Source organism: Campylobacter sp. TJR-1 (assembly GCF_032840035.1).
Classification (GTDB): Bacteria; Campylobacterota; Campylobacteria; order Campylobacterales; family Campylobacteraceae; genus Campylobacter; species Campylobacter fetus.
On record NZ_JAWIZX010000004.1, the window covers coordinates 1 to 22,619 of the forward strand.

The window sequence follows — 22,619 nt, forward strand, 5'->3', positions numbered from 1 at the left end:
GTATATAGATAACTATATATATGGTTGGTTGCTTTTGCTGGTGATTTTATTTTATTTTATTAAGGAGTCCTTAAATGTTAAACAAAACAGATGTTTCAATGCTTTATATCACTATTATGGGTATGGCAAGTGAGGGTGATGGTAATAAGTATTGGTTAGATTATGCCAATAATAATAGTTTAGGAGTTTCAAGTTTAGCTAATATTATGCTTGATAGTCCAGGGGCGGCTAAATTCTTTGGTGATTCTCTTTTAGCAGGTAATGAAAAAGATTTTGTTACTAAGATATATAGTATAGCTTTAGGTAATACTAGTGATGTTGATGGCATTAATTATTGGACTAAGGCAATAACTGGCGGTGGAGAATTTACTGATAGTAAGGGTAATGTTATTAGTGTTGCTAGTTTAAGCAAGGGTGATTTAATAGGTGCTATGATTAACTCTATGGTTAATGGCGGTAGTGCTGAGTCTAAGGCTATATTTGAGGCTAAGGCAGCTGCTAGTGATTACTTTGCTGATGCTACTTTGGGTAAGGATATTAGTGGATTAGATGAGGGTACTACTTCTAAGTTAATTAGCGAGATTAATAGTGCTAGTGATCTTGATAAGGTTAAGAGTGAGATTGATGGGTTAAAAGAGAGTATAGATGAGGCTGGTTTAAATAAGATAGCTCTTACTACTGAGAATGATACTATTACTGGTACTGAGGGTGGAGATCTTATTAGTGGGGTGGTAAGCTCACTTGCTAGTGAAAATACTCTTAATGCAGGAGATGTTATTGATGGTGGAGCAGGAAGTGATATATTAAAAGTGGATCTTAAGAGTAACTTTACTGGTTTAGATAGTAGTGGGGTTATTAAGGGTGTGGAGAAGATATCATTACTTAATAGCGGACTTATATCAAGAACATTCGACGCTAAAGGTATCAAAGACGTACAAACTTTAGCTTTAAATAGCGAAAAAGGTATAGAAGTTAAAAACCTTGCAAACATCGCGGATATTGAATTGACAAATCTTCAAGCTGCTAATTTCAATGTAGATTCTATATATGCGGATAAAGTGCTTGATGGTTCAGCTGATGTGCAAAATTTAAAAGTAAATGGTGTTGGTGCTAAAGGTGCTAGCGTAGCAATAACTGCCGATAAGATAGAAAATTTAAGTTTAAACGCTACAGGAAAAGATAGTTTCTTAAAAGATATTACTTCAAAAGACGTATCTGTAAAAGGAAACGCAAACATTACATTAGAAGTTAAAGCAGGAGTCAATAGTTTAGATGCTAGCGCTTCTAGCGGCAAAGTTAGCGCCGATCTAAAAGCTGCTGATGTAAAAACCGTTAAAGGCGGTAGCGGAGATGATAAATTTGTTGTAGGCACAAAAGTAGCTAATGTTAATGTAGATGGCGGAGCGGGGAATGATGAACTTGAGATAAATGGCGCTGGCACTTTAAAACCTACAGTAGCAAACGTAGAAAAAGTTACGTTAGACGCAACTGGAGCTCTAACTCTAGCTATGAACAACGCAAAAGACGTAAGTGAGCTAAATATCAAAGGAGATACGGGTGGAGTAATTGTATTAAATAGTAACATATCTTCACTTAACTTCTTATCAACTGCTGAAGGTACAAATGCAGTAACTATAGATAGCGAAAACTTAGCTACTATAAATTATAAAGCAGGTACCGATGCAAAAGCTGCAGCTGAAGCAAGCGGTAAAGTAAATGCTAGCGAAGCTACAAATCTTACTATAAATTTAGAAGCCAACACAAAAACAACAAATACGAATGCAGAAGTTATCGCAGAAAAAGCCACAAGTATAACATTAAACGTGGCTGAAGTAAAAGAGGCTCACGATATTAAATTATCAACACCTAAAGCTACTTCTTTAAATGTAGAAAGCAAATCAGTAGGCGGAACTAAAATCACAGCCGTAAACGCTACAGATCTCGATAAGCTTCAAAACTTAAACGTAGTGACGGACGGTAAATTTGATATAGCTACCGCCGCGACTTTAAAAGGTATTTCAACTATAAATCTAAGCGGAGAAAATGCCAAGTCACAAGTGGATTTATCTGCTGTAGCTTTAGGAGACGCCGCAGCCGCTCAAGGTATAGTGCTAAATGCTAGCGGACTAAAAGGCGGATTGTCAACCAAATCTATATCTACTACAGGCGATATCGTAGCTAATCTAAACAACACCACCGGTACTGTTAGCTTAGGTAGTGCTACTACAAAGACCGGTAACGTAACTATAGCAGTAAATGGTGCAACAAATAGTGTTAATACAGGGGATTTACAAGCAACAGCAGGATCAGTTGTGGTAAATGCTGAAGGCTCAAATGGAGCTATAACCGTAGGCAATGTTACGGCTGCATCGGCTTCTATAACTAGCGGTAGCGGAAGTACCACTATAGGTACAGTTGCGGCAGGAAGTGTAGCCATAGATCTATCTAGTACTCTAGGCGATGTAACCGTAGGCAAGATAACATCTGATAATGTACTTTTCAACGGTGCTAAGCTTAAAGATAATGGAACAGCCGGAACTATCACTATAGATGCAAGCACAGGCGCAAACTTTGTAGCTACCGTAAATGGCGGATTAGGTAAAGATGCTCTAACGGTAAAAGGATCGGCTACTACCAAAACTATAAAAATAGCCGGTGATTTAGGTTTGGGCGGCACTACTCCGGCTGATCAAAAACTTACTCTTGATTTAGATGCTTCTACTAAACTAAGTAGCTTAGATATAAGTGGGCTTAAAGGTTTAGGAGCCGCTACTGCAATTGATCTAAAAAATGTAGTTGTAGATAATAAACTAATTGTAGATATCAAAGGTAACGACGCGGCTGAGACTATCACTGTAGCTACTCCAACAGCTACTTTAACAGAGATAAAACTAAGCGGTGACTTAGACGGAGGTGAAAACACATACGATATAACTCCGGTGGACTCTGCAATTGCATTAAAAAATATAGATTTAAGCGGATTAAGTGCTACAGGAGGAACTTTGGAAGGTACAATTACTCTTGATTCAACGCATACAAAAGTTTCTAGTATAAAAGGTAGTGCGGGTAAAGATACAGTAGATATGAGCGCATTGCTAGCAGCTACAGGCAAAGTCGCTATAGATCTTGGCGCGGGCGATGATGAAATTTTAATAGGCAAGCTACAAGAAGGAAACGCTAAACAAATCACTATAACAGGCGGTGAAGGAAACGATACGTTTAACTTAACCGCCGCTGTAGTATCTGCAGCAGCTAAAGCAGATTTTACGACTATAACCGACTTTAGCGCCGGAGATACTATTAAATTAGCAGCAGCTACTACTAAATATGTAAATACAGCTATTACACAACCAAATGGTACGTTACAAGAAGTTATTGTTGCTATGCTAAGTGCTGCTAATGGAGGTAATGGCGGTGAAGTTAAAACAGTGTATGGATTTACATGGAACACTGATAATTACTTATTCTATAATACTACTGCGAATGGTAAAGCAATAGCATCTACCGACGTACTAGTCAAGCTAGCTGGTACAACCGTTGATTTAGATAGCCTTACTGTAATAAATAACGATATAGTATTTACTTCTTAATCGTATTTAGACTAAACCTTAATAAAAATAGTAGATAGTTTTTTGCTAGAGGAGCCTTTAAATAGGCTCCTTGAATTGTTTTTTATAAATTTAATATTTTTAAATTTACTAATCCCCTCTTCTTTTTTCTCTCTTTCTTTTTTCCATCTTACTCACGGTTTAAATTTAATCTTTTATTTTGATTTTTCAATTTTATACTATTAAATTTGTCAGCAATGTGTCAATAAATTGTATTTTTAAATCTGACAAAAGTTCTATATAATTTTAAAATAAAAATTTAATTTACAAACGGAGTTAAAATGAAAAAAATAGTTTATGCGTTAGCCTGTGCTTGTATGATGAGTGGCACGGCTATTGGAGCTGAGCTAAATACACAGATGAAAGCGTACATAGAGAGTTTAAAAGCTGAAATTTTGAAAAATGATAGGAATTTTAAGGATTTTGACGCTGATCGCGGAGAAGCGATATTTAAAACAAAAAGTATAGGGAAAAACGGTCAAAATATATCTTGTGAAAGCTGTCACGGAAGCGATCTTACAAAAAGTGCAAACAACGTATTTACGAATAAAATATTGGAGCCGCTATCGCCTAATGCAAATAGCTCAAGACTTACGGACGTAAAAGACGTGCAAAAATGGCTTAAAAGAAATTTTAAAGACGTATATCAAAGAGAAGGAACTCCGCTAGAAAAAGGTGATGTTCTTTACTATATCTTATCAAAGTAAGGGTTTAAAATGAGAATTTTAATAGTCGTATGTTTGGCTTTTATAATGTTGTATGCGAAAGGTCCTAAGGGTCCCGAGGTAAGACCCGTGGATAATGATCTGTATAAAAAAGAGTGTGCTAGCTGTCATTTTGGCTATCAACCAGGATTAATGTCTAGCAAGTCATGGATATGGATAATGCAAAACTTGGAAAATCACTACGGAAGCGATGCTAGTATAGATGAGCAAAGTAGTAAAGATATACTAGCATATCTTTTATCAAATGCAAGCGAAAAAGCACTTATGTATAAAAGAAGCGTTAAGCTAACAAAATCAATGCAAAACGGAGTTTTATACAAATCTATCACGGAAATTCCATATCACATAAAAAAACATAAAAAGCTGGAAAAATGGATGATAAATCAAAAAGAGGTAAAAACTCTATCAAACTGTAGTGCATATCATAAATACGCCGATAAAGGTATGTATGGAAAAAAAGGGATAGATATACCAAATTACGGACAATGGCGTGAATAAAAGTTATATATGGGGTTTTGGCTCGAGATTTTGTCATATAACACTTATAATAAGTTTTATTTTATCATACCTGTTTATAGAGACGGAAACTTCTTTATACTATCACGCGGTGTTTGGCATTGTGTTTGGCGTGGCAATAGCTTTTCGCGTGATTTGGGGATTTATCGGTACTAAATACTCAAAATTTAGTGATTTTAAATTTAAAGGAATAATGGAATATCTACTACCTACGTATTCACAAAAAAAGCATTATACGGGGCATAATCCGGCATCAAGTATAGCTGCTGTCGTCATTATGGTTTTGGGAACTATCGTTTTGGTATCTGGACTAATGATGTACGGTTTGAGCGAAAATAGCGGAATATTTGCGTTTTTATACACTCATTATAGTAAATTTCGGTTTGTACAAAACATACACTTCATCTCTTCAAATTTACTTTTATGGGTAGTTATAATACATATATGCGGTGCAACTATAGATAAATTTATAGATAAAAACGACGCCGTGGATTCGATGATAAGCGGATATAAAAAAACTTCAATAAACGTAAGTATAAGCATGAACAATACACAAAAAGCATTTTGTGCATTTTGGGTAGCGGCTATAGTTTGCACAGGTGCGTACTTGGCGCTTTACAAATCAAACATAGTTTTACAAAGCAGAGCTTCAAAGATAGACTACACAAATTTAAACAAAAATTTTGCTAAAGAGTGCGGAAGCTGCCATATCATATATCCTCCGTTTTTGCTGCCTCAAAAGCCGTGGGAAATAATGATGTCAAATTTAGAAAATCATTTTGGCGATGACGCGTCTATAGATGATGAAACAAATAGAAATATACTCGAGTTCTTAGTGAAAAATGCGGCTCAAAATACAGACAATAAAATAGCTTTTAATATCTTACAAAATACTCAAGACAATGAAATATCCATAACAAAATATAAATACTGGATAGATAGTCATAAAAATATAAATGAAAAAGTATTTAAATACGTAGATATAAAATCAAAATCAAACTGCGGCGCATGTCATAAAAACATAGAAAATGGTATAATTCAAAAGAGCTTGATAAATTATAAAAAATTATAGCTAAGAAGGTAAAATGAGCAACATAATGCTAATTGAAGACGACCTTGAGATGCAAGAACTCTTAAAAGATTACTTAGAAAATTACGAATTTAAAGTGCATGCTTTTGCAGATCCTAAAATCGCACTTGAAGAGCTGAAAAAAGGCGAATTCGTACTAGTTATACTTGATCTTATGTTACCAAAAATAGATGGATTTGAAGTATGCAAAATGATAAGAGTATTTAGCACCATAGCTATAATAATCTCAAGCGCGAGAGGAAATTTAGGAGATAAGGTTTTAGCTTTTGAGTATGGAGCTGATGACTACTTAGCAAAACCGTATGAGCCAAAAGAGCTAATAATAAGAATAAACGCGGTATTAAGACGAATAGTAAAGAGTGAAGAAGATGCTAAAAAGAGATTTATAGGCGAGTTTTGTATAGATGAAGAAAAGCTTGAAATTCAGATCGACAATCATATTTTAGAACTTACTAAAATAGAGTATGAAATCTTACTTTTAATGCTAAATAGCAAAGGAAAAGTAGTATCAAGAGGCGAGATAGCCACACATATAAAAGCGGATCTAAAAGATAGAAGTATAGATATGCATATAAGCAATCTACGAAATAAAATTTTTGATGATCCAAAATACCCAAAATATATCAAATCCGTTTGGGGAATCGGTTATAAGTTTATAGGTTAAAAATATGTCAATATTTAAAAAACTAGTTATACTTCTTGTCATCAGCTTTGTGTTAATGAGTCTTTTATCATATAAAACAAATGATATAAATGATGAAAAAACCATACTTTTGTACAAAGAACGATATAAAAAAAATGCAAATGACATACTTAGCTTTTTAATGTTAGATGATACAAAAAGCCTCCTAGAAAGACTCAAAATAATGGGATTTTCGATAGTAGATAAACCAAAAGATATAAGCAAATACAAAAATATATATGAACAAAATATTGACTTAGGAGAGATGAAAATATACAAAAAAGGTGGTATTTTGTATTTAGCTTTGGAGTATATGGGTAATGAGATATTTATATGCGACGAAACGCAAATATCGCAAAATAGGGAAAAAAATATATTAAATTTTATGATATATGCCGATATATTTTTACTGTTTGTGATATTTGCAGTATTTATAAAAATACTAATACCTATAAAAAATCTAGCTAAAGGTATAGAAAAATTCGGTATGGGCGACTTTTCATATAGGCTCAAAGAGGGTAAAAACGGAGATGAAATAGCACTAGTCATAAGCAAATTTAATGAAATGGCAAACTCTTTAGAAATGGTAAATAGAGCCAGAATGCAATTTTTAACAGATATAAGTCATGAGCTAAGAACACCTATATCAAAATCTAAAATCGCACTTAGTTTTTTAGAAGACGGAAAATATAAAAATATACTAAAAAACTCTGTAACTGCGATGGATAAACTAACAGATGAGCTACTACATATAGAAAGACTAAACTCGAACAATGTTCAGTTCGAGATAAAAGAGTGGAGCATAGAGAGTATACTCTTAGAAAGCTTATCAAAAATGATAATTTTAGATGAAATTTTAGATGTAGAAATGAAAAGTATATTTAACATAAATGCCGATCTAAACTATATCTCTATTGCTATAAAAAATCTTATAGATAATGCTATAAAATATAACGACTATCAAAAAGACAGTAGAATTTATATAAAATCTACTCCAAATAAACTATGCATAATAAGCAGCGGAGAAAAACTAGATAAGCCGCTTGAATTTTATACTAGCGTATTTACTAGAGATGAAAATGCAAGAAGCGGTTATGGATATGGTTTAAATCTAGTAAAAAGAGTACTTGATAAACATGGTTTTGAGCTTGCTTATGAGCATATCAATGACAAAAATATATTTTGTATAATATTTAGCATATAAAACACGCAATAATCGCAATGAAAATAAGCTAAATTCAAAAAGATAGCCGCCCTATAATACACGAGCAGCTATAAATTTTTATATAAAAATTTAGCTTTTTATATAAAAGTCAATGCTCACACCAAGCGGTTTGTCACCGCTTAAAACTTCTAGTCTATACTCCATGCGAGAGATTACACATAGACTTATAACTATATTTGCAGTGTATGAGCTGCCTTGTTTTGTAAGAGGAGCGCTTATGACTCCCATTTCCATATTTAACCCATAAATGCGAACATTTGGATCTTTTATGTTTTGCGGCAATCCCGAAATCTTTAAAGTAGTAGGAGCCATACCCACAAGAGGGCGCGGATAAAACGAGAATGTAACATTACCCAATTTAGTATCCACATCGCACTCTTCTATGTTTAAATCACACGCTATAGATGCCTCTTTTACCTGCGATTTAGGAACGGAATAATCTTTTCCCATATAATAAAGAAATGCCGCTAGCGTTCCAACTAAAATACCACCAATGAGTAAAAAAAATAAATTTTTCATACTTACTCCTTAGTTTAGATAATCGATTAGCTTTTTAGTTACATCTTTGAATTCTAAAATCTTATGACCGTGGTTGGCACTCATAAATTCTTTAGCATCATCTAAATTCGCAAATGGTATAAGATCATCGCCGCTATTGCTCATTATACCGCTGCCAAATACGTAATATGCGGTTGCGGCGTCTATCAAAGCGTGAGTTTTAAAATCAGTTACAAGCATAGTTTTTAATGGTGAGATATGCTTGCCGGGATTCATATGAAAGTAATGAAACATAGGTTTTACCGAACTAAAAAGTATCTTTTCACCATTAGCATAAACTAAAACAGCTATAAAATCAGGATGGTTAAATACGTCTATAAATTTAATAGGACAAGTAGTATTAACGTCTTTGAAAAATGGATCGGTTTTTAAATTTTCACCGAACAAAAATGTACAAAATAGAGCTAAAAATAGAATTTTTCTCATACTAGATCCTTTTTGGTAAAGAGAATATAGCCTAAAGCTAGGCTTATAATGCCTAAAATTATAGGATAAATTATTGAATATATTATAAAGTTACCTACTCCAAAACTATCTAAAATAAAGTAAGCCGCTGCGCCTATGACAGCTAAGTTTCTATCAAATAAACTTATAGAAGCCACGCGAAATACCTCTATAGGATTTAAAAGAGCTATGGTATAAATTATGTTTTCATTTACTGCATTTTGCATCATAAGCCCGATTAAAGCTAAGTCTATAAATGCTAGTAAAAATAGCCAAAATAAAAATGAAAAGCCAAGAGCAAGCTCGCTACTTTTTATCACGCTTGATATCAAAAATCCAAATGATAAAAACACAAAGCTGAGTGCTAAAAGTAGCAAAGTATAGTAAAAAAATACCACCCATGGTATCTCTACGCCTTTTAAAACAGCTATCACTAAAGAAAATATAAGAGCCAAAACTATAGGCATAAATATAGTAAATGCTCTACCTAAAGCTTTACCGAAGTAATACTCTTTAAGCGAAATAGGAAAGCTCAAAAGATATTCCAAAGCTCCGGCTTCGCGGTCTGTGCTTATGCTTCTAACTGTAGTTATTAGTATAAAAATAGGCAAAATCACAACACAAATTTGAATAAATAAAAGAAGCATTCTAGTAAGTCCGCTAAATCCCGCAACTCTTGAATCCAACACCCCAGTAACAAAAAAAGTTGCTATAAGACCCGCGAAAATAAGCAGATAAAGCAAGAACCATTTGGAACGGAACGACTCTCTCATGTCGATTTTGGCAATTAAAAGTAGGTTCTTCATCTATCTTCCTTTGATAAATCTTTTATAGAGGTTATGCGTCCTAAATCCATCTCTACGACGCATTCTACGATACCTCTTACTTCGCTTAAACGGTGCGATATAAATATTATAGTTTTTTCTTTAAATTTATCACTTAGTAAATTTAAAAAACACTCTCTAGCTTCTGGATCAAGATTTGCAGTAGGTTCATCAAACATCAGTATATCACCATTTCTAGCTAAAGCTATGGCTATTAAGATTTTTTGTTTCATACCTCCTGAGAGTTTATGAAATGGCTTTTTATCCTCTTTATCGAAATCTAAATTTAAAGCTTTTAAATAAGTTTTTATATCATCTAAATTTGATCCGCTTGAGCTTATACTATAGTCGCAAAGCTCACCTACGCTTAGCTTCAAAGGAGGCGGATTTTGCGGTACAAAACTTATATATGACAGAGCTTTTTTACGATTTTTAGCAGGATTTACACCATTTATTAGTACTTCGCCGCTATTTAGCAAAATTTCACCTAAAATAGTCTTCATAAGAGTTGTTTTTCCTGCTCCGTTTTGACCTATAATGAGAACTTTTTTAGCGTCATCTATATCTAAATTTACGCAATCCAAGACACTAACTGCTCCAAATTTTTTAGTAACATTTTTTAAATTTATCAAATTTAGCCCTTTTTATAGTAGTTTTTTAAGCCTATTTTCATATGATAAAGCATCTCCATGACACACATCTATACAGCGTCCGCAAAGTGTACAATCTCCACTAACGACACTAAAGCTTCCGCCGTTTGCATCTGCATTTTTGGCTTTTGTAATCTCAAGCACCTTTGGAACTATACAAACATCCATACATACTCCGCAGTGATCGCATTTATCTTTATTCCAGCTTATTTTTATAGCTCGCATTCTAGATACTAAAGAGTAAAGAGTTCCTATCGGGCAGACGTATCTACACCAAAATCTTCTTGAGAAAAATACTTCAACTAAAAATACCAAAACAGCCCACCATATAGCAGCACTATAACCGTATATAATAAATCTTGAAACTATGCCTACTGGACTAAATATCTCAAATATAAGATATCCGCTAAGAAAACTAAGCAGCCAAAACGCTAGTAAAAACAGATATCGCATATTTGGATCAAAATGTCTAGGTTTGATAATTTTAGCTTTTACTAATTTTGCGTTTAATCTTTCGGCAAATTCTCCAAAAAAGTTGTACGGACATACAAAACTGCAAAACGCTCTACCTGCAAATATAACATAAAATGCTAGTATAGTAAGCGAACCTATCATCAAATTTATCGGAAAACTATCATGTGCTAATACTATCTGAGTAGTGATAAAAGGATCGGCTAAGTGAAATCCCATTATCCGTGATCCGGTGATATCACCTTCTAGTATTTGGATATCGGCTACATATGAAAGTACAAATAAAAGATGGGTAAATATCATTATAAAATAGCGGTAAAAGCGCATGCTTGGGCGCTTTTTACCGTTTTTATCGGTACTTATAAATGTACTTAGAAAACCAGCGTTCGCAACGGTTTGGCGTGATTCGTACTTATTCATAATCTTACTTAAATAAAGAAATTTCTTCTGCTAAAGCGGTTAAATTCTCATCGCTAACATTATCCAAAACGCCCTTCATAAGGGTATTTGGTACAAGGTTGGCTTTATAATCATGCAATCTAGCCAAAATTTCTTCTTTATTTTTTCCTGCTATACTTGGAGCTATAACTCCTTTTCCGTCTTTTGCGTGGCACGGCGCGCAGCTAGTTAAATAGAGTTTGCTTACACCATCATTTGTATTTTCTAAACTCTGTTTTAACTCTAATATCTTATTCAACTCTGCAGCGTCTGTAGCTAAGTCATTATTATTTACCGCTTTTTTCTCAGGCTGATTTTGAGTTTTCTGCGCCGCTACTTTAGCTTCTGGCTGCGCATCGCCGCTCATCAACAAATATCCCATTAAAAAAACAATAACTACACCAAAGCCTAAAGCTATACCCTTGCCTATATTCATTTCTTACTCCTAAATTGCTCATTAAATGTACTTATCTCAATCGCTAAATCCATAATCTCTTTATCGTCCATACGTTTTACAAGTTCTACCATTAAAACATTTACTTTAGTTTTTGTTTTATAAGCTTCTATCATTTTAAATATCTCATCTTGACTCTTTGTAAGAAGAGACGGTCCTATAATGCCGTTTGCATAATCATCATGACAAGCCGAACATTTAGTGATGAAGTTTTTACTTAAAGTTCCTCTTACTAAAGCTTTATTTATGCTTTGAAGAGGAGTTCTAGTCATAGCTAAAGCACCTATTGATTTTGTAGTTTCATTGTTATCATCACCGAGCCCAAATTTGACGCTCTTTTTTCCGTCTATATCATAGGTTATCCAGTTATTTTTCTCATTTACTTGATTTTCACTTTTTTTAACCACTATAGACGCGTTTTGTTCCACTACTTCATTTTTAGTCTCATTTTTATCAAATTTGTTATCTTGCTGGCTACAGCCGACTAATAGTAAAAATGCACTAGCAAATATAAGTGTTTTGTTCATTGTTATTCCTTGTAAATTTCTTCGTAAGTTCTGCCCGGTGCTATATCTATAACTTTAGCAAAGCACACCTCGCTGCATACTCCACACCCAACACAGCTTTTATCTATTTTGGGGGCTGATTTGCCCTCTATATCTATGATGCTTATCGCTCCGCTTACAGGGCATGATGAAACGCATAGATCGCACTTTTTACCAATGCTATTTTGTATAATATTTTTAGCAGCTTCTTCTCTTTCGTTATAAGCTTTTCTATCAAGCAAATGAGCGACATCGCTTTGTTCTACTGTTTTACCGAGATTCGCATAGCAGTTTTTTAAATTTACTACTACGGCTACGCCCATTTTAACGTCTTTTATACTAGTAGTATTGTGATCTAATGCACCGCTTGGACAAGATAATACGCAAGGAAACAAATCACATAGATAACAGCCTCTTTTAGCAGGATCTATGTAAGCTGAAGCTAAATTTATTCCATCATCAATACCCAAAAGCTCTATACTATGATATGGGCAAACCTGCACACACTGTCCGCACTTTATACATAGAGACTCAAAGTGTTTTACGCTTCCGGGAGGTCTTAGGTGATTTCTTGCTTCATATCCTCTTAACAGATATCCAGCTGCAGCACTACAGGCTAAAGTAGCTAAACTAAATATAGTAAAGTTTCGTCTATTCATGATATGCTCTTTTTATTCTTGGATTTTCATCTGTTATGAGAAGCTCCGGACTTGAAAACGGTGCTAAACGAGCTATAAAATTTAAAATACTTATAACAGAACTACCGTAAAAAAATCTTAAATTAGGATGATACTGCCATAGCGAGTCTAAATACGTATAGTTTTGATATGGTAAATCTCCTATACCGTCTTTATTTCTATCAAAACCTTCATAATCGTCAAAATAGTTTTTATTCCACTCGTTTTTGGCTATTTTAGATCCCGGAGTATCATTTATAGCGACTTCCATATTGCCTATAAAGTCATTTTCGAAAAATATACTTTTATGTTGAGTAGCATGAAACTGCACTCCAACCGTGTTGTATAAAATTTTATTATTTTCAAATTTATTTATCGTTCCTGGTTGAAACGGCGACTGATCAAGATATAATCCTCTTGCGTTATAAGATAAAATATTATTTTGTATTACAAAATCGCTCGTATCTTTCATACCAATACCAACTCCAAATGCTCCAGTTGAGTTTAGAACCTGATTATTTCTTACAAGAGATCCAGATGAGAACATAAAAAATATTCCGACTGAATTTAGTTTAAAAATGTTATCTTCAACTAAATTTTTTCCTGCATACATAAAATGAAGAGAATATCTACCCTCTTCTCCTATATTTTTTCTAATTTCGTTGTTGCTTGAGTACCAAATAACCATATCTCTACTTTTTAATATATGGTTGTTCTCTACTATATTGTCATGACTATACCAAAGTCTTATAGCATCGCCTCTAAGTCCTAAATCAACGTTTTTTGAAGTTATAAAATTATCTTTTATCACAGAAGCGTTACACTGCTTAAAGTTTATGCCAAACAAAGAGTCGCTTATGTGATTGCCGATAATGTTTATCTCATTTGCTTGATCACAGCTAATAGCCGAATCTAAAGTCGTATGAGAATCGCCGCTACCTTGGATATTTAAATTTAAAAGAGAGACGTTAGAACTCATAATCTTTATAACATCTCCTTTTTCGTCTCCTTGAATAACTGCTTTATTTTTACCGTCTATCGTTATGGCTTTATTTATTATGATATTTCCGGTGTATTTGGCATCTCCAAGCTCGATTATATCCCCCGGATTTGCGCTATCGATAGCATCTTGTAGAGGATTTGCCAAACTTGCTTGGATAATCAATAAAAATAAGCAGAGTTTTTTCACGAATCAGCCTTAGATTTCAGATATTTTTTCTTTGAAAATATAGCCAATATACAAAATATACTCATAGCCATCATGACCCAAAAACCGATAGTAGGATATGAATGGGTAGTGAATTGAGCTACTTTACCGTCTCCTAAGGCTGTTGGCATAAACGGTTTTATCTTAAATGCGCCCCACTCTTGCATATTGTGCCCATACCAGTAAAGCCAACCTACAAATGCGCTCATAAATAGAACCGGAGCTATGATAGTCGGTATAAGTAAAAGAGAGTTTCCTTTGCCATCGTAATATAAATATAAAAGCATAAATATAGTCGCAACCAACAGATAATACGGAGCTATAGCTCTTTCTGTATTTCCGCCGTGTTCCATAGGATACATTCCGATATAGTGATTTATGGTATTCATCTCATGAACGTCACCGCTATATCCATCTACGTGAAAATACACGGGAATTCCATCCGGAAAAGCCTCTTTTGGATAGTTTGGAGCTTCTAGCGAAACATACCAGATAGGAAGACTTGGAACACCTATTTCTGATCTATTTTCTATCATTTTTCTTAAATCTTTTTTTATATCATCAGGCATAAGATGATTTTTATACTGAAAACTTGAGTAAAAATTATATATAGGATATACATACGAAGGAAGTGCTTTTTCTTCTTTTATCTTAGCCCCCATTCCATGATATGCAATAACTGGAATAGTAAATCCGACAGTCATTAAAATAAGCGCCAGTATAGTATAAATTTGATACCTTTTCATCTCATTTCCTTTAGTTTGTTTTTAAATTTGCTTTTAAATTTAATAATCTATCCTATTAAATTTAAAAGCAAAGACGAGCAAAGCTCGCCTTTGCAAAAATCCGATTTTGGATTACATCAACTAGACTAATTAAGTCCTGCATTCTCATCGATCCATTTTAGGTACTCGATGATATCTTTGATCTCTTGATCGGTCATATGTTGATTTGGCATTCTTAGATTAAAGTAATTAATCATAGCTTTTACGTAGTCTTCTTCGTATTTGCTAGCTGGATTTTTGATGAAATCAAATACCCATTGCTCAGCATTATCATGTCTTAGTAAAACGCCTGTTAGATCCGGGCCTGAACTTACTTGACCGATAACGTGACAACCGTTACATCCGCCTTTTAAGTATGCTTCTTCACCGCGAGCTTGAACTTTACTCATAGGAGTTGCAAGAGCTTTTGTAAGGTTATTTTTAGCCCTTAAACCAACATCGGCTGTTTTTACCATGTATTGCCATACTTGGTATTCCCAAAGGATAGCGCCATTTACATCACCTGCTTTATAAGCAGCATCAGCTTTGGCTTTAACTTCAGGTATTTTTCCGTATTGATCAAGTGCATCTTCAACAAGTTGTTTAACTTTTGGATATTTCTCGAAGTGTTTTTCTTTTAAGAATGTAACAACACTTTGGATAACATCGTCAGTTGCTTTATTTGTTGCTATAACTTTTTTATATTCAGCTTCTAATTGCTCTTTTGTAAGCTCTTTAAGTTTTGCTTTTTTAACTGATTCATACTTCTTGTTTGGATCTTTTACATACATATAACCCATCATCTCAAGGTGAAGAGCTGAACAGAACTCGGTACAATAGTAAGGGAAAACACCTTCCATATCGGCTACAAAGCTAACGCTTGCAGTTTTACCTGGTTCTATAGAAGCATGTACGTTATAAAGATCTATAGCAAATCCGTGAGTCTCATCTTGAGCACGCTCTAAGTTTGTTAGATAGATAGTAACGTTATCGCCTTTATTTAATTCTATATGCTCTGGGTTGATATGGCTTCTTATCATTGTAGCATATACGGTTACGTTTTTACCGTTTCTTTCTATTCTCTCTTGTCCAGCTAGAGTCATACCGACTGATTGCTCACCGGTTCTTGAGTTTGTACCCATTTTGTATGTCATAGCAGGTTTTAGTTTGCTAGCTGCTATAGATACAACATCGTGAGGTTCACCTAGTGGAATCGGCATATCGTATATTAGCTCCATTTTAGGACCTGTTATATCGATAAGTTGGTGATTTTGTGGATGAAGAGGACCAACCGGATTAAATCTGTCTATTGAAAGTTTATCAAGCGCTAAAGCATATTTGCCTATAGGTTTTGCTGATTTACCTTCCATAGTGTCAAGGTGACCTATGTTATAGTGTACATTTACTCTGTCTAGAACTTTTAAATTTTTATAATCCCATTTTACGATTTGACTATCAACATACAATGATGTATAGATGATACCGTCTTTTTCTTCAAATGTATTATGAAGTGGTCCAAGACCAAGTTCTACTTGTCCGTGAAGAGCCTTTTTCATATCAAGAATAGGAATACCAAAAGGATCTTTGCCTGCAAAGTCTTTTTTGTCAATCAAATTTTTGATTTTTCTGAAGTCATAAACACTAGCGTGAGTATCTAGCTTACCGCCGACTACTATATATCTACCATCAGGAGTTACATCTACACCGTGTGGAGATTTTGGCTCAGGAATTAAAAATAGAGCATTGTTTGCAACTGCAACACTAATAGGAATAACTTTATGATCATTTATAATTGTATAATTTTTTGGATCTTGTACAAGTTTTTCTAATGCTTGCCAGTTATAAACGTGCATATAGTCAGTATCATTTCTACTCATACCAGCCTCAAACGGAGGAAGACCTTTTTCGATACCGCCTGTATACATCTCTGAGTTAAAGCTGTTTGTGAAGCCCCAGCCCATAGACTCGCCTTTACCTGCATCGCTTAAGTCTTGCATGTATGGAGGAAGTTCAAGTGAGAATGATTTTTTCTCATCTATTTTACCTTTTGGATAATCAAATTTCCAAAATGTAACAGCACCTCTATAAACCGCCTCATATTCCTCTATCGGGTGATAGTTATTATCAAGCGGAGCTGCATATTGGCTAGCTTCGATAACATACTCGGTATTTGGAGTAACAAAGCTACCGCCGTGCTCACTTTTCATGATAGGATTTACTACGATTTGAGTTGTCTCAAAGTCGTGCAAGCTGATAACAGCCATTCTAGGGTTGGCTTTATCATTTATAAATAGATAATCGCCCACGTATTCGCCGTTTTTCTCAGTGAAATTCGGGTGGTGAGTATCTCCCCAGCTTATCTCTTTGCCTCTGATAGCTCCGCTTTTTAGTATAGCTTTGCTTTCATTGTCATATCCGTATCCTTGCCAAGGCTCTGGAGTAAATACGCCGATATATTTGTAAATCCTCATAGATGGGACACCATAAACTATAACCTGTCCGCTTTGTCCGCCAGATGAAAAAACGATGAACTCATCTTTACGACCACTTGGCTGATAAGTTTTAGCTGCCGCTAGAACATCTTTTTCGCTCAAGTTTCGCTCTTTCATGATAGTTTCAAGCTCACTTGCACCAAAAACAGATGACAAGCTAAGACAGATGCCAGCTGTAAGTACAAACGGAGTTTTCAAAAAACTACTCATAAGGCTCTCCTTTTTAAAAAATTTTGTATCAAATTTGGATACCTAGTTAATTTTGCAGCTATAAACCCTAGAATCCCATAGAAGAACTACTAGACCTAGATTTTTATCTATAAACATATCCCGAATTGTATCGCTGCTGGTTTTCATTTTATTTTTAAACTTAAAGTTTAAATCATAAATATATATATCGCCTTTATCATCACCAAATATCATAGAATCACCACTTACTAATATCTTTGTAAGTGCGCCTTTTGATATCTCGTAAGTCTTGCCTTCAAAATAAGCATTTCCGTTTATCAAACCGACTACTGGTTTGTTATTTATCAGATCAAAAGATGTTATAAGGCTTGGAGTCTTAAAAAGCTTTTTTAATTTTAAATTTAATGTATCTAGCTCGTAAAAGCTCCTATCGTAACAGGCAAAATAAAAAATATCATTCATAAATTTAGAAAACATAACTTTGGAACTATTGTCAATATTAGTTTTTTTATATATTTTATTTATCTTATCATATATAACTACGCTTTCATTGCCGATAACAAACGCCAATTTATCTTTAAATTTAGCGATGGAAGAAACCGGCTTATACAAAGAAGTTTTATTAGGATTTATAATCGCCTCTTCATATCCATTTAAATATATACTATAAGCAAAACCGTTTTTAAACCCTACTATAATCTCATTTTCACTCAAAATAACAGATGTTAAAGAGCGCGGATCGTACTCTTTATCAAGAGTAGTTTTTAAACTCGGCAAACTTTTTAATAGTAGTTTTTTTCCATCGTAATAAACTATTTTATCCTCACTACTAGAAGTAAAGACTATATCATTACTAGTATTTTGAACAATTTTGCACTCGGCAAAAGAAAAAGAAAAAAAGAAACAAATAATAAAAATTATTTTAATCATAATGCAATCTTTATTTAACATAATTTTTATATTATATCATTTTTTGCCTGTTTTGTGGTTGATTTTAGTCATTTAAACTTATAATTTTTAAATTTATTGTAAAAAAATAAGTTAAGTTTATAGTTTAATAAAAAAGTGCCTAAAAGAATACGCACATTAACTAAAAAGCGTATTTAAAAATAAAATTTAATTTCTAACTCTTTTAAATTTAAAGCATAACGCTCTTTTAGAGCAGAAATATATTTCAAATTTTCATCTTTTATGTCTTTAAAATTACCAATTAGTTCATTTATAAATTTAGATATAAAAGTGCTGCTTCCTATAAAGTCATTCTCAAACTCATAATAACTAAGATTTGTAAGCAGACGCTCATTTATCTCACTTAATTGCGGATAATAAAGGCTAAAAGCAATAGGATCGCTCTCATAGTCATCGCTTGCTTTTTGGCACTTTTGCTCTATAAAAGATACGCTTAGCTTAACTGCATTTTGATAATTTTGAGTAACTTTTATAAAAACTCTTTCAAAAAATAGTCCAAGCTTTGCATACTTATCAAAAAGCGACTTCTCAAACTCATTCAAAAACAGCGCATAAACTTCACTGCTAAACTTTCTAATATCTGCAAATAATACATCAGAATGCAAAGAATCACTTTTTCTTAAGCTCTCATATTTTGCTTTATAGACTAAAACCTCATCTTTCAATTCATCAAAAACAGCGGACAAATCGGCAATAATTTTGCTTTGAAATTCACCCAGATCGCGCTTAAATTTTTTAAAAACCTTATTTAGTTTATCATCGTTATAAATGAGTTTAGAAAGAACTTCATCGCCTTGTAACATAACTCTTTCGTATTGTATTTTTTCATAACTATCTTTGTGAAAGATACCGTTTTTAGGTCTAAAATATGACTTTTTTTCACTTTTCAAACAGCCATTTATCTCGCTTGCTATAAGAGCCGCATTTTGTTTAATAGTTTCAAAAAATAGTCCGAATTTATCTAAATACTCTTTTTCAAGGCATCTAAGCTTAGAGTCGCAGCTTATACAAAAATCGTCAAAAATATCTCCCAACTCATCTAAAATAGCTATAAATTTCTCATTTTGCGCCCTGTTTGAATCAAGTATTTTAGAGCATTCAGATATTATAAACTGTTCTTTATTTTCATTTAATCTATCTATAAATTTAAAAACCTGCTCAAAACCGCTATCTTTAGAACCCTCTTTTTGCATCTTCGCAGATACCGGAAGTATATCGCTAAAATAATTTTCATATGTAGTTTTAGAATGGCTAAGTACATTTTGTATCTCGCTTGAGCTAAGTTTATCTTTTTGATTTAGAAGACAAATCGCATTTTGTCTTAGCGAATTTGGTATAAGATTTAGCTCGTCTAACTCACTTTTTCTTGCTGCATTATCTATAAGACTTATCCATATGAGCGCTACTGCTTCTTTTAAAATTTGCTTTGTTTCATACGTATCGGCGTCGCTTCTTGAGTTAAGACCAGGAGTATCTATGAAACTAACTTTTTTTAAAATCTCGTTTGGAGCGTAGATATTAAGACATTTAACATCTTTTAAGCTAACTCTTTGATCCACAAAAGCTCCAAGCTCATCGATACTATGATACTCCTGTCTTCCATCAAAGAAAAGAGCTTTTAGCATAAGATTCGGCGCGTACTTTATATATGTAGGTTTTGCTGTAACAGGAACAACTCCAGTAGGTAGTATATCGCTTCCTAAAAGAGCATTTAAAAAGCTGGATTTTCCACTGCTAAACTGCCCTACTACGGCCACTATAGGCGGTTCATAATTTAATGAGTTTAAAAAATTCAATCTATCAAATAAAAATCCGCTAGGATGAAACTTAGGCTCAGTTAAAAGTTTATAGAATTTTTCAAATTCCCCTTTAAAACCGGGATTAAAACTAGTATCGTATAGTCTTTTATACTCTTTTATAAATTCTTTTAACACGCAATTATCCTATTATGAATTTCTTCTAAATTTAATAACTTTTCTTCTATATCTTTTCTAAGCAACTCTTTAGCGTTACTTTCTTGCATAGTTTCTCCTATAAAACTTTGTAGTTCACTTTTTTTTAACTCTAAAGCCATTTTAATCTGCGTCGTCTGTTTTTCTATGCTATTTATAAACTCATTTGTACAAAGAGATGCTAGCCTATTTAGCTCGTTTTTCAAATTTAACCCGGCTATAAAATCATCAAAAAGTTTAATTAAAGTCGAACTTAGAGTTTCGATATTTTGGCTATTTTTAATGCTATCTTTTACTTGAGTTTTCAGTTTTTCATAAGATATTTTCGGCATATTTGCGTCTAAATACTCTTTGATATTTGGTAAATTTATAATTTCATCTTTGGTATTTAATTTTAGCTTTAAAATCTCGTAAAACGACTCTATATCTTTACTTATTTTATGTTTAAAATCCCTAAAAAAGTCTATAAACATATCTCTAAATCCACTTTCTAATATAACATTCGTTCTATCAAAATTAACTTTTTGCTTTTTGGAGTTTGCATACTTAACATCGCTTACTATTCTATCTTTTAGCCTAGAAGATATACTTTTTAAGGTACTAAACTCGTTTAAGTTACTATAATCAAGATTTTTATTTAAATTATCAAGTTCGCTATTTATCTCGCTTAAATTGAAATTTAATTTTTCTAGCTCATTTTCAAGTAAAGCGAGTTTTTGGCCGAACTCTTTAGCATCGCCGTTTATCACGCTATTACGATATTTTAGATCTTTTGTTATAAAATTAATTATATGAGTTAGCTCTTTTTTATAATTATCTATTATAAGGGTCGCTTTTTTTGAATTTGGGCCAAAGAAGCTCTCATAAAGATAGTTTTTTAATTCGTCTATACCTTCATTTTGCACCGCTGATACCATAAAATACTGTGTATCTCTAGCAAGCTCTTCACTAAATCCATAATCGTTAAGCTCTGTTTTTATGCTATTTTTTGTGTAGTTTAAAACCTCTTTTAAATCATTTTTACTAAGTTTATCAATATGAGTTAGCACTATAATAAGTCCGCCGCTTTTACCGTTTTTAAGAGTATTTATTATAAAACTTATATCTTTTTTTGTAGCGCTTTGAGACGCGTTCATAAGATGCAAAGTAAAATCGCTCTCTTGCATATATGCTTTTGTAAGTTCCTCTCTAAGCACAACGGCATCATCAAGTCCTGGAGTATCTACTATATTTATTCCGTCTTTTAAAATATCTAAATCAATACCTAAAATGACCTCTTTTACATATCTGCTTATCTCGTTTGCTGCGGTAGTATAGTTTTTTAGCTCACCTATATCTACTTTTTTTGAAATAAGTTTTTTTGGCTCCAGTCCCATTTTAATCAGCTCATCTTCGCTCCAAAATACAACCTTTGCAAACTCATCTTTACTGTATGTAATGATGCTTAAATTTGCGGTTTCTGGAATATTCGAAGCGCCAAGCAGCTGTTTTTTCATAAGAGCGTTAAGAGTACTTGACTTTCCTGCATTTATAACTCCGGTAACAGCTAGGTAAAATTTCGAATTATTTGCACTATCGTAAGCCAAATTTATGCGTTTTTCAAGCTCTTTGTAGCCGTATTTTTTCAAATCTAAACAAATTTCGTTTAATGTTTCTAAGTTCTTGTGAAAAGCTGAGCCTTGTTTATCTAAAGATCGCTTTTTAGCTAATCTCAAAGAGTCTAGAAACTGGGTTATGCGTTTAAAATCACTAAAAGATATAATATCGTTTTTAGCCAACTCTTCTAAAGATTTTTTTGTACTATCAAAATCTATCTCAAGGCTAGAAATACCGTTTAAAACCGCAATTTGCATAAGCTGAACGCTATACTCGTTAAGATCTAGCTCAAGTCTTTTAAATATCTCTTTAAAACTAACAAGAGTTAAGTATCTATCATAATTTTTCGGCGAAACACAGAGCAAAATAGCAGCTTCATCGCTAGAAACTACTCTTTTATAATCGTTCTTTATATAGAGTTTAGATATACCCCAAATTTGACTTAAAAAATCATTCACAAAACGACCTTTTGATTTAATTTATACTAATTTTATCATATTTAAATTTAAAAAATGTAGAAAATATGTTTTTAAGGTATAAATT

Annotated in this window: 20 protein-coding genes; 6 read left to right on the plus strand and 14 right to left on the minus strand. The window is 33.3% G+C overall.

Annotated elements, in window-relative coordinates:
• Positions 1-74: 74 nt before the first annotated feature.
• The 6 genes from RVY88_RS04785 to RVY88_RS04810 all read left to right on the plus strand — a co-directional run bounded on the left by RVY88_RS04785 (position 75) and on the right by RVY88_RS04810 (position 7,825).
• Positions 75-3,590: a cell surface protein gene (locus RVY88_RS04785; RefSeq protein ID WP_317051265.1), complete on the plus strand. Its 3,516-nt coding sequence runs from the start codon at positions 75-77 to the stop codon at positions 3,588-3,590.
• A gap of 299 nt (positions 3,591-3,889) precedes the next feature.
• Positions 3,890-4,315 (plus strand): DUF1924 domain-containing protein, encoded by a 426-nt coding sequence (locus tag RVY88_RS04790; RefSeq protein WP_144685747.1) that lies wholly within the window; start codon positions 3,890-3,892, stop codon positions 4,313-4,315.
• Positions 4,316-4,324: 9 nt separating this feature from the next.
• Complete coding sequence (locus RVY88_RS04795) at positions 4,325-4,831, plus strand: cytochrome C (RefSeq protein ID WP_162167132.1); 507 nt, start codon at positions 4,325-4,327, stop codon at positions 4,829-4,831.
• Positions 4,824-5,921 (plus strand): cytochrome b/b6 domain-containing protein, encoded by a 1,098-nt coding sequence (locus RVY88_RS04800; RefSeq protein ID WP_162167131.1) that lies wholly within the window; start codon positions 4,824-4,826, stop codon positions 5,919-5,921. The genes RVY88_RS04795 and RVY88_RS04800 overlap by 8 nt, the downstream gene beginning before the upstream one ends.
• A gap of 13 nt (positions 5,922-5,934) precedes the next feature.
• Complete coding sequence (locus RVY88_RS04805; protein ID WP_162167130.1) at positions 5,935-6,603, plus strand: response regulator transcription factor; 669 nt, start codon at positions 5,935-5,937, stop codon at positions 6,601-6,603.
• A gap of 4 nt (positions 6,604-6,607) precedes the next feature.
• Complete coding sequence (locus RVY88_RS04810) at positions 6,608-7,825, plus strand: histidine kinase dimerization/phospho-acceptor domain-containing protein (RefSeq protein ID WP_002848677.1); 1,218 nt, start codon at positions 6,608-6,610, stop codon at positions 7,823-7,825.
• 90 nt (positions 7,826-7,915) lie between these two features.
• Here RVY88_RS04810 and RVY88_RS04815 read toward each other — a convergent pair whose 3' ends face one another.
• From RVY88_RS04815 to RVY88_RS04880, 14 genes are all read right to left on the minus strand, one after another.
• Positions 7,916-8,365 (minus strand): hypothetical protein, encoded by a 450-nt coding sequence (locus tag RVY88_RS04815; RefSeq protein WP_052040223.1) that lies wholly within the window; start codon positions 8,363-8,365, stop codon positions 7,916-7,918.
• Between the two features lie 9 nt (positions 8,366-8,374).
• Positions 8,375-8,830, minus strand: a complete 456-nt coding sequence (locus tag RVY88_RS04820) for a nitrous oxide reductase accessory protein NosL (protein ID WP_002848673.1) — start codon at positions 8,828-8,830, stop codon at positions 8,375-8,377.
• On the minus strand, positions 8,827-9,654 hold the full coding sequence (locus RVY88_RS04825; protein WP_024305276.1) for an ABC transporter permease: 828 nt from the start codon (positions 9,652-9,654) through the stop codon (positions 8,827-8,829). Before RVY88_RS04825 ends, RVY88_RS04820 begins: the two co-directional genes overlap by 4 nt.
• Complete coding sequence (locus tag RVY88_RS04830; RefSeq protein ID WP_002848671.1) at positions 9,651-10,304, minus strand: ATP-binding cassette domain-containing protein; 654 nt, start codon at positions 10,302-10,304, stop codon at positions 9,651-9,653. The genes RVY88_RS04825 and RVY88_RS04830 overlap by 4 nt, the downstream gene beginning before the upstream one ends.
• Positions 10,305-10,316: 12 nt before the next feature.
• Complete coding sequence (locus tag RVY88_RS04835) at positions 10,317-11,213, minus strand: NapH/MauN family ferredoxin-type protein (RefSeq protein ID WP_002848670.1); 897 nt, start codon at positions 11,211-11,213, stop codon at positions 10,317-10,319.
• A 4-nt stretch (positions 11,214-11,217) separates the two neighbouring features.
• On the minus strand, positions 11,218-11,667 hold the full coding sequence (locus RVY88_RS04840) for a c-type cytochrome (protein ID WP_011731822.1): 450 nt from the start codon (positions 11,665-11,667) through the stop codon (positions 11,218-11,220).
• Positions 11,664-12,212, minus strand: a complete 549-nt coding sequence (locus RVY88_RS04845; protein ID WP_162167128.1) for a c-type cytochrome — start codon at positions 12,210-12,212, stop codon at positions 11,664-11,666. The genes RVY88_RS04840 and RVY88_RS04845 overlap by 4 nt, the downstream gene beginning before the upstream one ends.
• 2 nt (positions 12,213-12,214) lie before the next feature.
• Positions 12,215-12,889, minus strand: a complete 675-nt coding sequence (locus tag RVY88_RS04850; RefSeq protein WP_002848667.1) for a 4Fe-4S dicluster domain-containing protein — start codon at positions 12,887-12,889, stop codon at positions 12,215-12,217.
• Entirely contained in the window at positions 12,882-14,096 is a 1,215-nt protein-coding gene (locus RVY88_RS04855; RefSeq protein WP_147542854.1) for a nitrous oxide reductase family maturation protein NosD, read from the minus strand. Before RVY88_RS04855 ends, RVY88_RS04850 begins: the two co-directional genes overlap by 8 nt.
• Entirely contained in the window at positions 14,093-14,860 is a 768-nt protein-coding gene (locus tag RVY88_RS04860; RefSeq protein ID WP_038452948.1) for a hypothetical protein, read from the minus strand. The genes RVY88_RS04855 and RVY88_RS04860 overlap by 4 nt, the downstream gene beginning before the upstream one ends.
• Positions 14,861-14,985: 125 nt before the next feature.
• Complete coding sequence (gene nosZ, locus RVY88_RS04865) at positions 14,986-17,580, minus strand: Sec-dependent nitrous-oxide reductase (protein ID WP_002848664.1); 2,595 nt, start codon at positions 17,578-17,580, stop codon at positions 14,986-14,988.
• A 42-nt stretch (positions 17,581-17,622) separates the two neighbouring features.
• Complete coding sequence (locus tag RVY88_RS04870; protein ID WP_162167127.1) at positions 17,623-18,489, minus strand: hypothetical protein; 867 nt, start codon at positions 18,487-18,489, stop codon at positions 17,623-17,625.
• Positions 18,490-18,662: 173 nt separating this feature from the next.
• Entirely contained in the window at positions 18,663-20,462 is a 1,800-nt protein-coding gene (locus RVY88_RS04875) for a dynamin family protein (protein ID WP_065843855.1), read from the minus strand.
• Entirely contained in the window at positions 20,456-22,534 is a 2,079-nt protein-coding gene (locus tag RVY88_RS04880; protein WP_162167126.1) for a dynamin family protein, read from the minus strand. The genes RVY88_RS04875 and RVY88_RS04880 overlap by 7 nt, the downstream gene beginning before the upstream one ends.
• Between the last annotated feature and the right edge of the window lie 85 nt (positions 22,535-22,619).

Bases quoted from the DNA above. Each gene is read 5' to 3' on its own strand.
- RVY88_RS04785 (WP_317051265.1), top strand. From the start codon at position 75: ATGTTAAACAAAACAGATGTTTCAATGCTTTATATCACTATTATGGGT.
- RVY88_RS04790 (WP_144685747.1), top strand. From the start codon at position 3,890: ATGAAAAAAATAGTTTATGCGTTAGCCTGTGCTTGTATGATGAGTGGC.
- RVY88_RS04795 (WP_162167132.1), top strand. From the start codon at position 4,325: ATGAGAATTTTAATAGTCGTATGTTTGGCTTTTATAATGTTGTATGCG.
- RVY88_RS04805 (WP_162167130.1), top strand. From the start codon at position 5,935: ATGAGCAACATAATGCTAATTGAAGACGACCTTGAGATGCAAGAACTC.
- RVY88_RS04810 (WP_002848677.1), top strand. From the start codon at position 6,608: ATGTCAATATTTAAAAAACTAGTTATACTTCTTGTCATCAGCTTTGTG.
- RVY88_RS04815 (WP_052040223.1), bottom strand. From the start codon at position 8,365: ATGAAAAATTTATTTTTTTTACTCATTGGTGGTATTTTAGTTGGAACG.
- RVY88_RS04820 (WP_002848673.1), bottom strand. From the start codon at position 8,830: ATGAGAAAAATTCTATTTTTAGCTCTATTTTGTACATTTTTGTTCGGT.
- RVY88_RS04825 (WP_024305276.1), bottom strand. From the start codon at position 9,654: ATGAAGAACCTACTTTTAATTGCCAAAATCGACATGAGAGAGTCGTTC.
- RVY88_RS04835 (WP_002848670.1), bottom strand. From the start codon at position 11,213: ATGAATAAGTACGAATCACGCCAAACCGTTGCGAACGCTGGTTTTCTA.
- RVY88_RS04840 (WP_011731822.1), bottom strand. From the start codon at position 11,667: ATGAATATAGGCAAGGGTATAGCTTTAGGCTTTGGTGTAGTTATTGTT.
- RVY88_RS04845 (WP_162167128.1), bottom strand. From the start codon at position 12,212: ATGAACAAAACACTTATATTTGCTAGTGCATTTTTACTATTAGTCGGC.
- RVY88_RS04850 (WP_002848667.1), bottom strand. From the start codon at position 12,889: ATGAATAGACGAAACTTTACTATATTTAGTTTAGCTACTTTAGCCTGT.
- RVY88_RS04860 (WP_038452948.1), bottom strand. From the start codon at position 14,860: ATGAAAAGGTATCAAATTTATACTATACTGGCGCTTATTTTAATGACT.
- nosZ (WP_002848664.1), bottom strand. From the start codon at position 17,580: ATGAGTAGTTTTTTGAAAACTCCGTTTGTACTTACAGCTGGCATCTGT.
- RVY88_RS04870 (WP_162167127.1), bottom strand. From the start codon at position 18,489: ATGATTAAAATAATTTTTATTATTTGTTTCTTTTTTTCTTTTTCTTTT.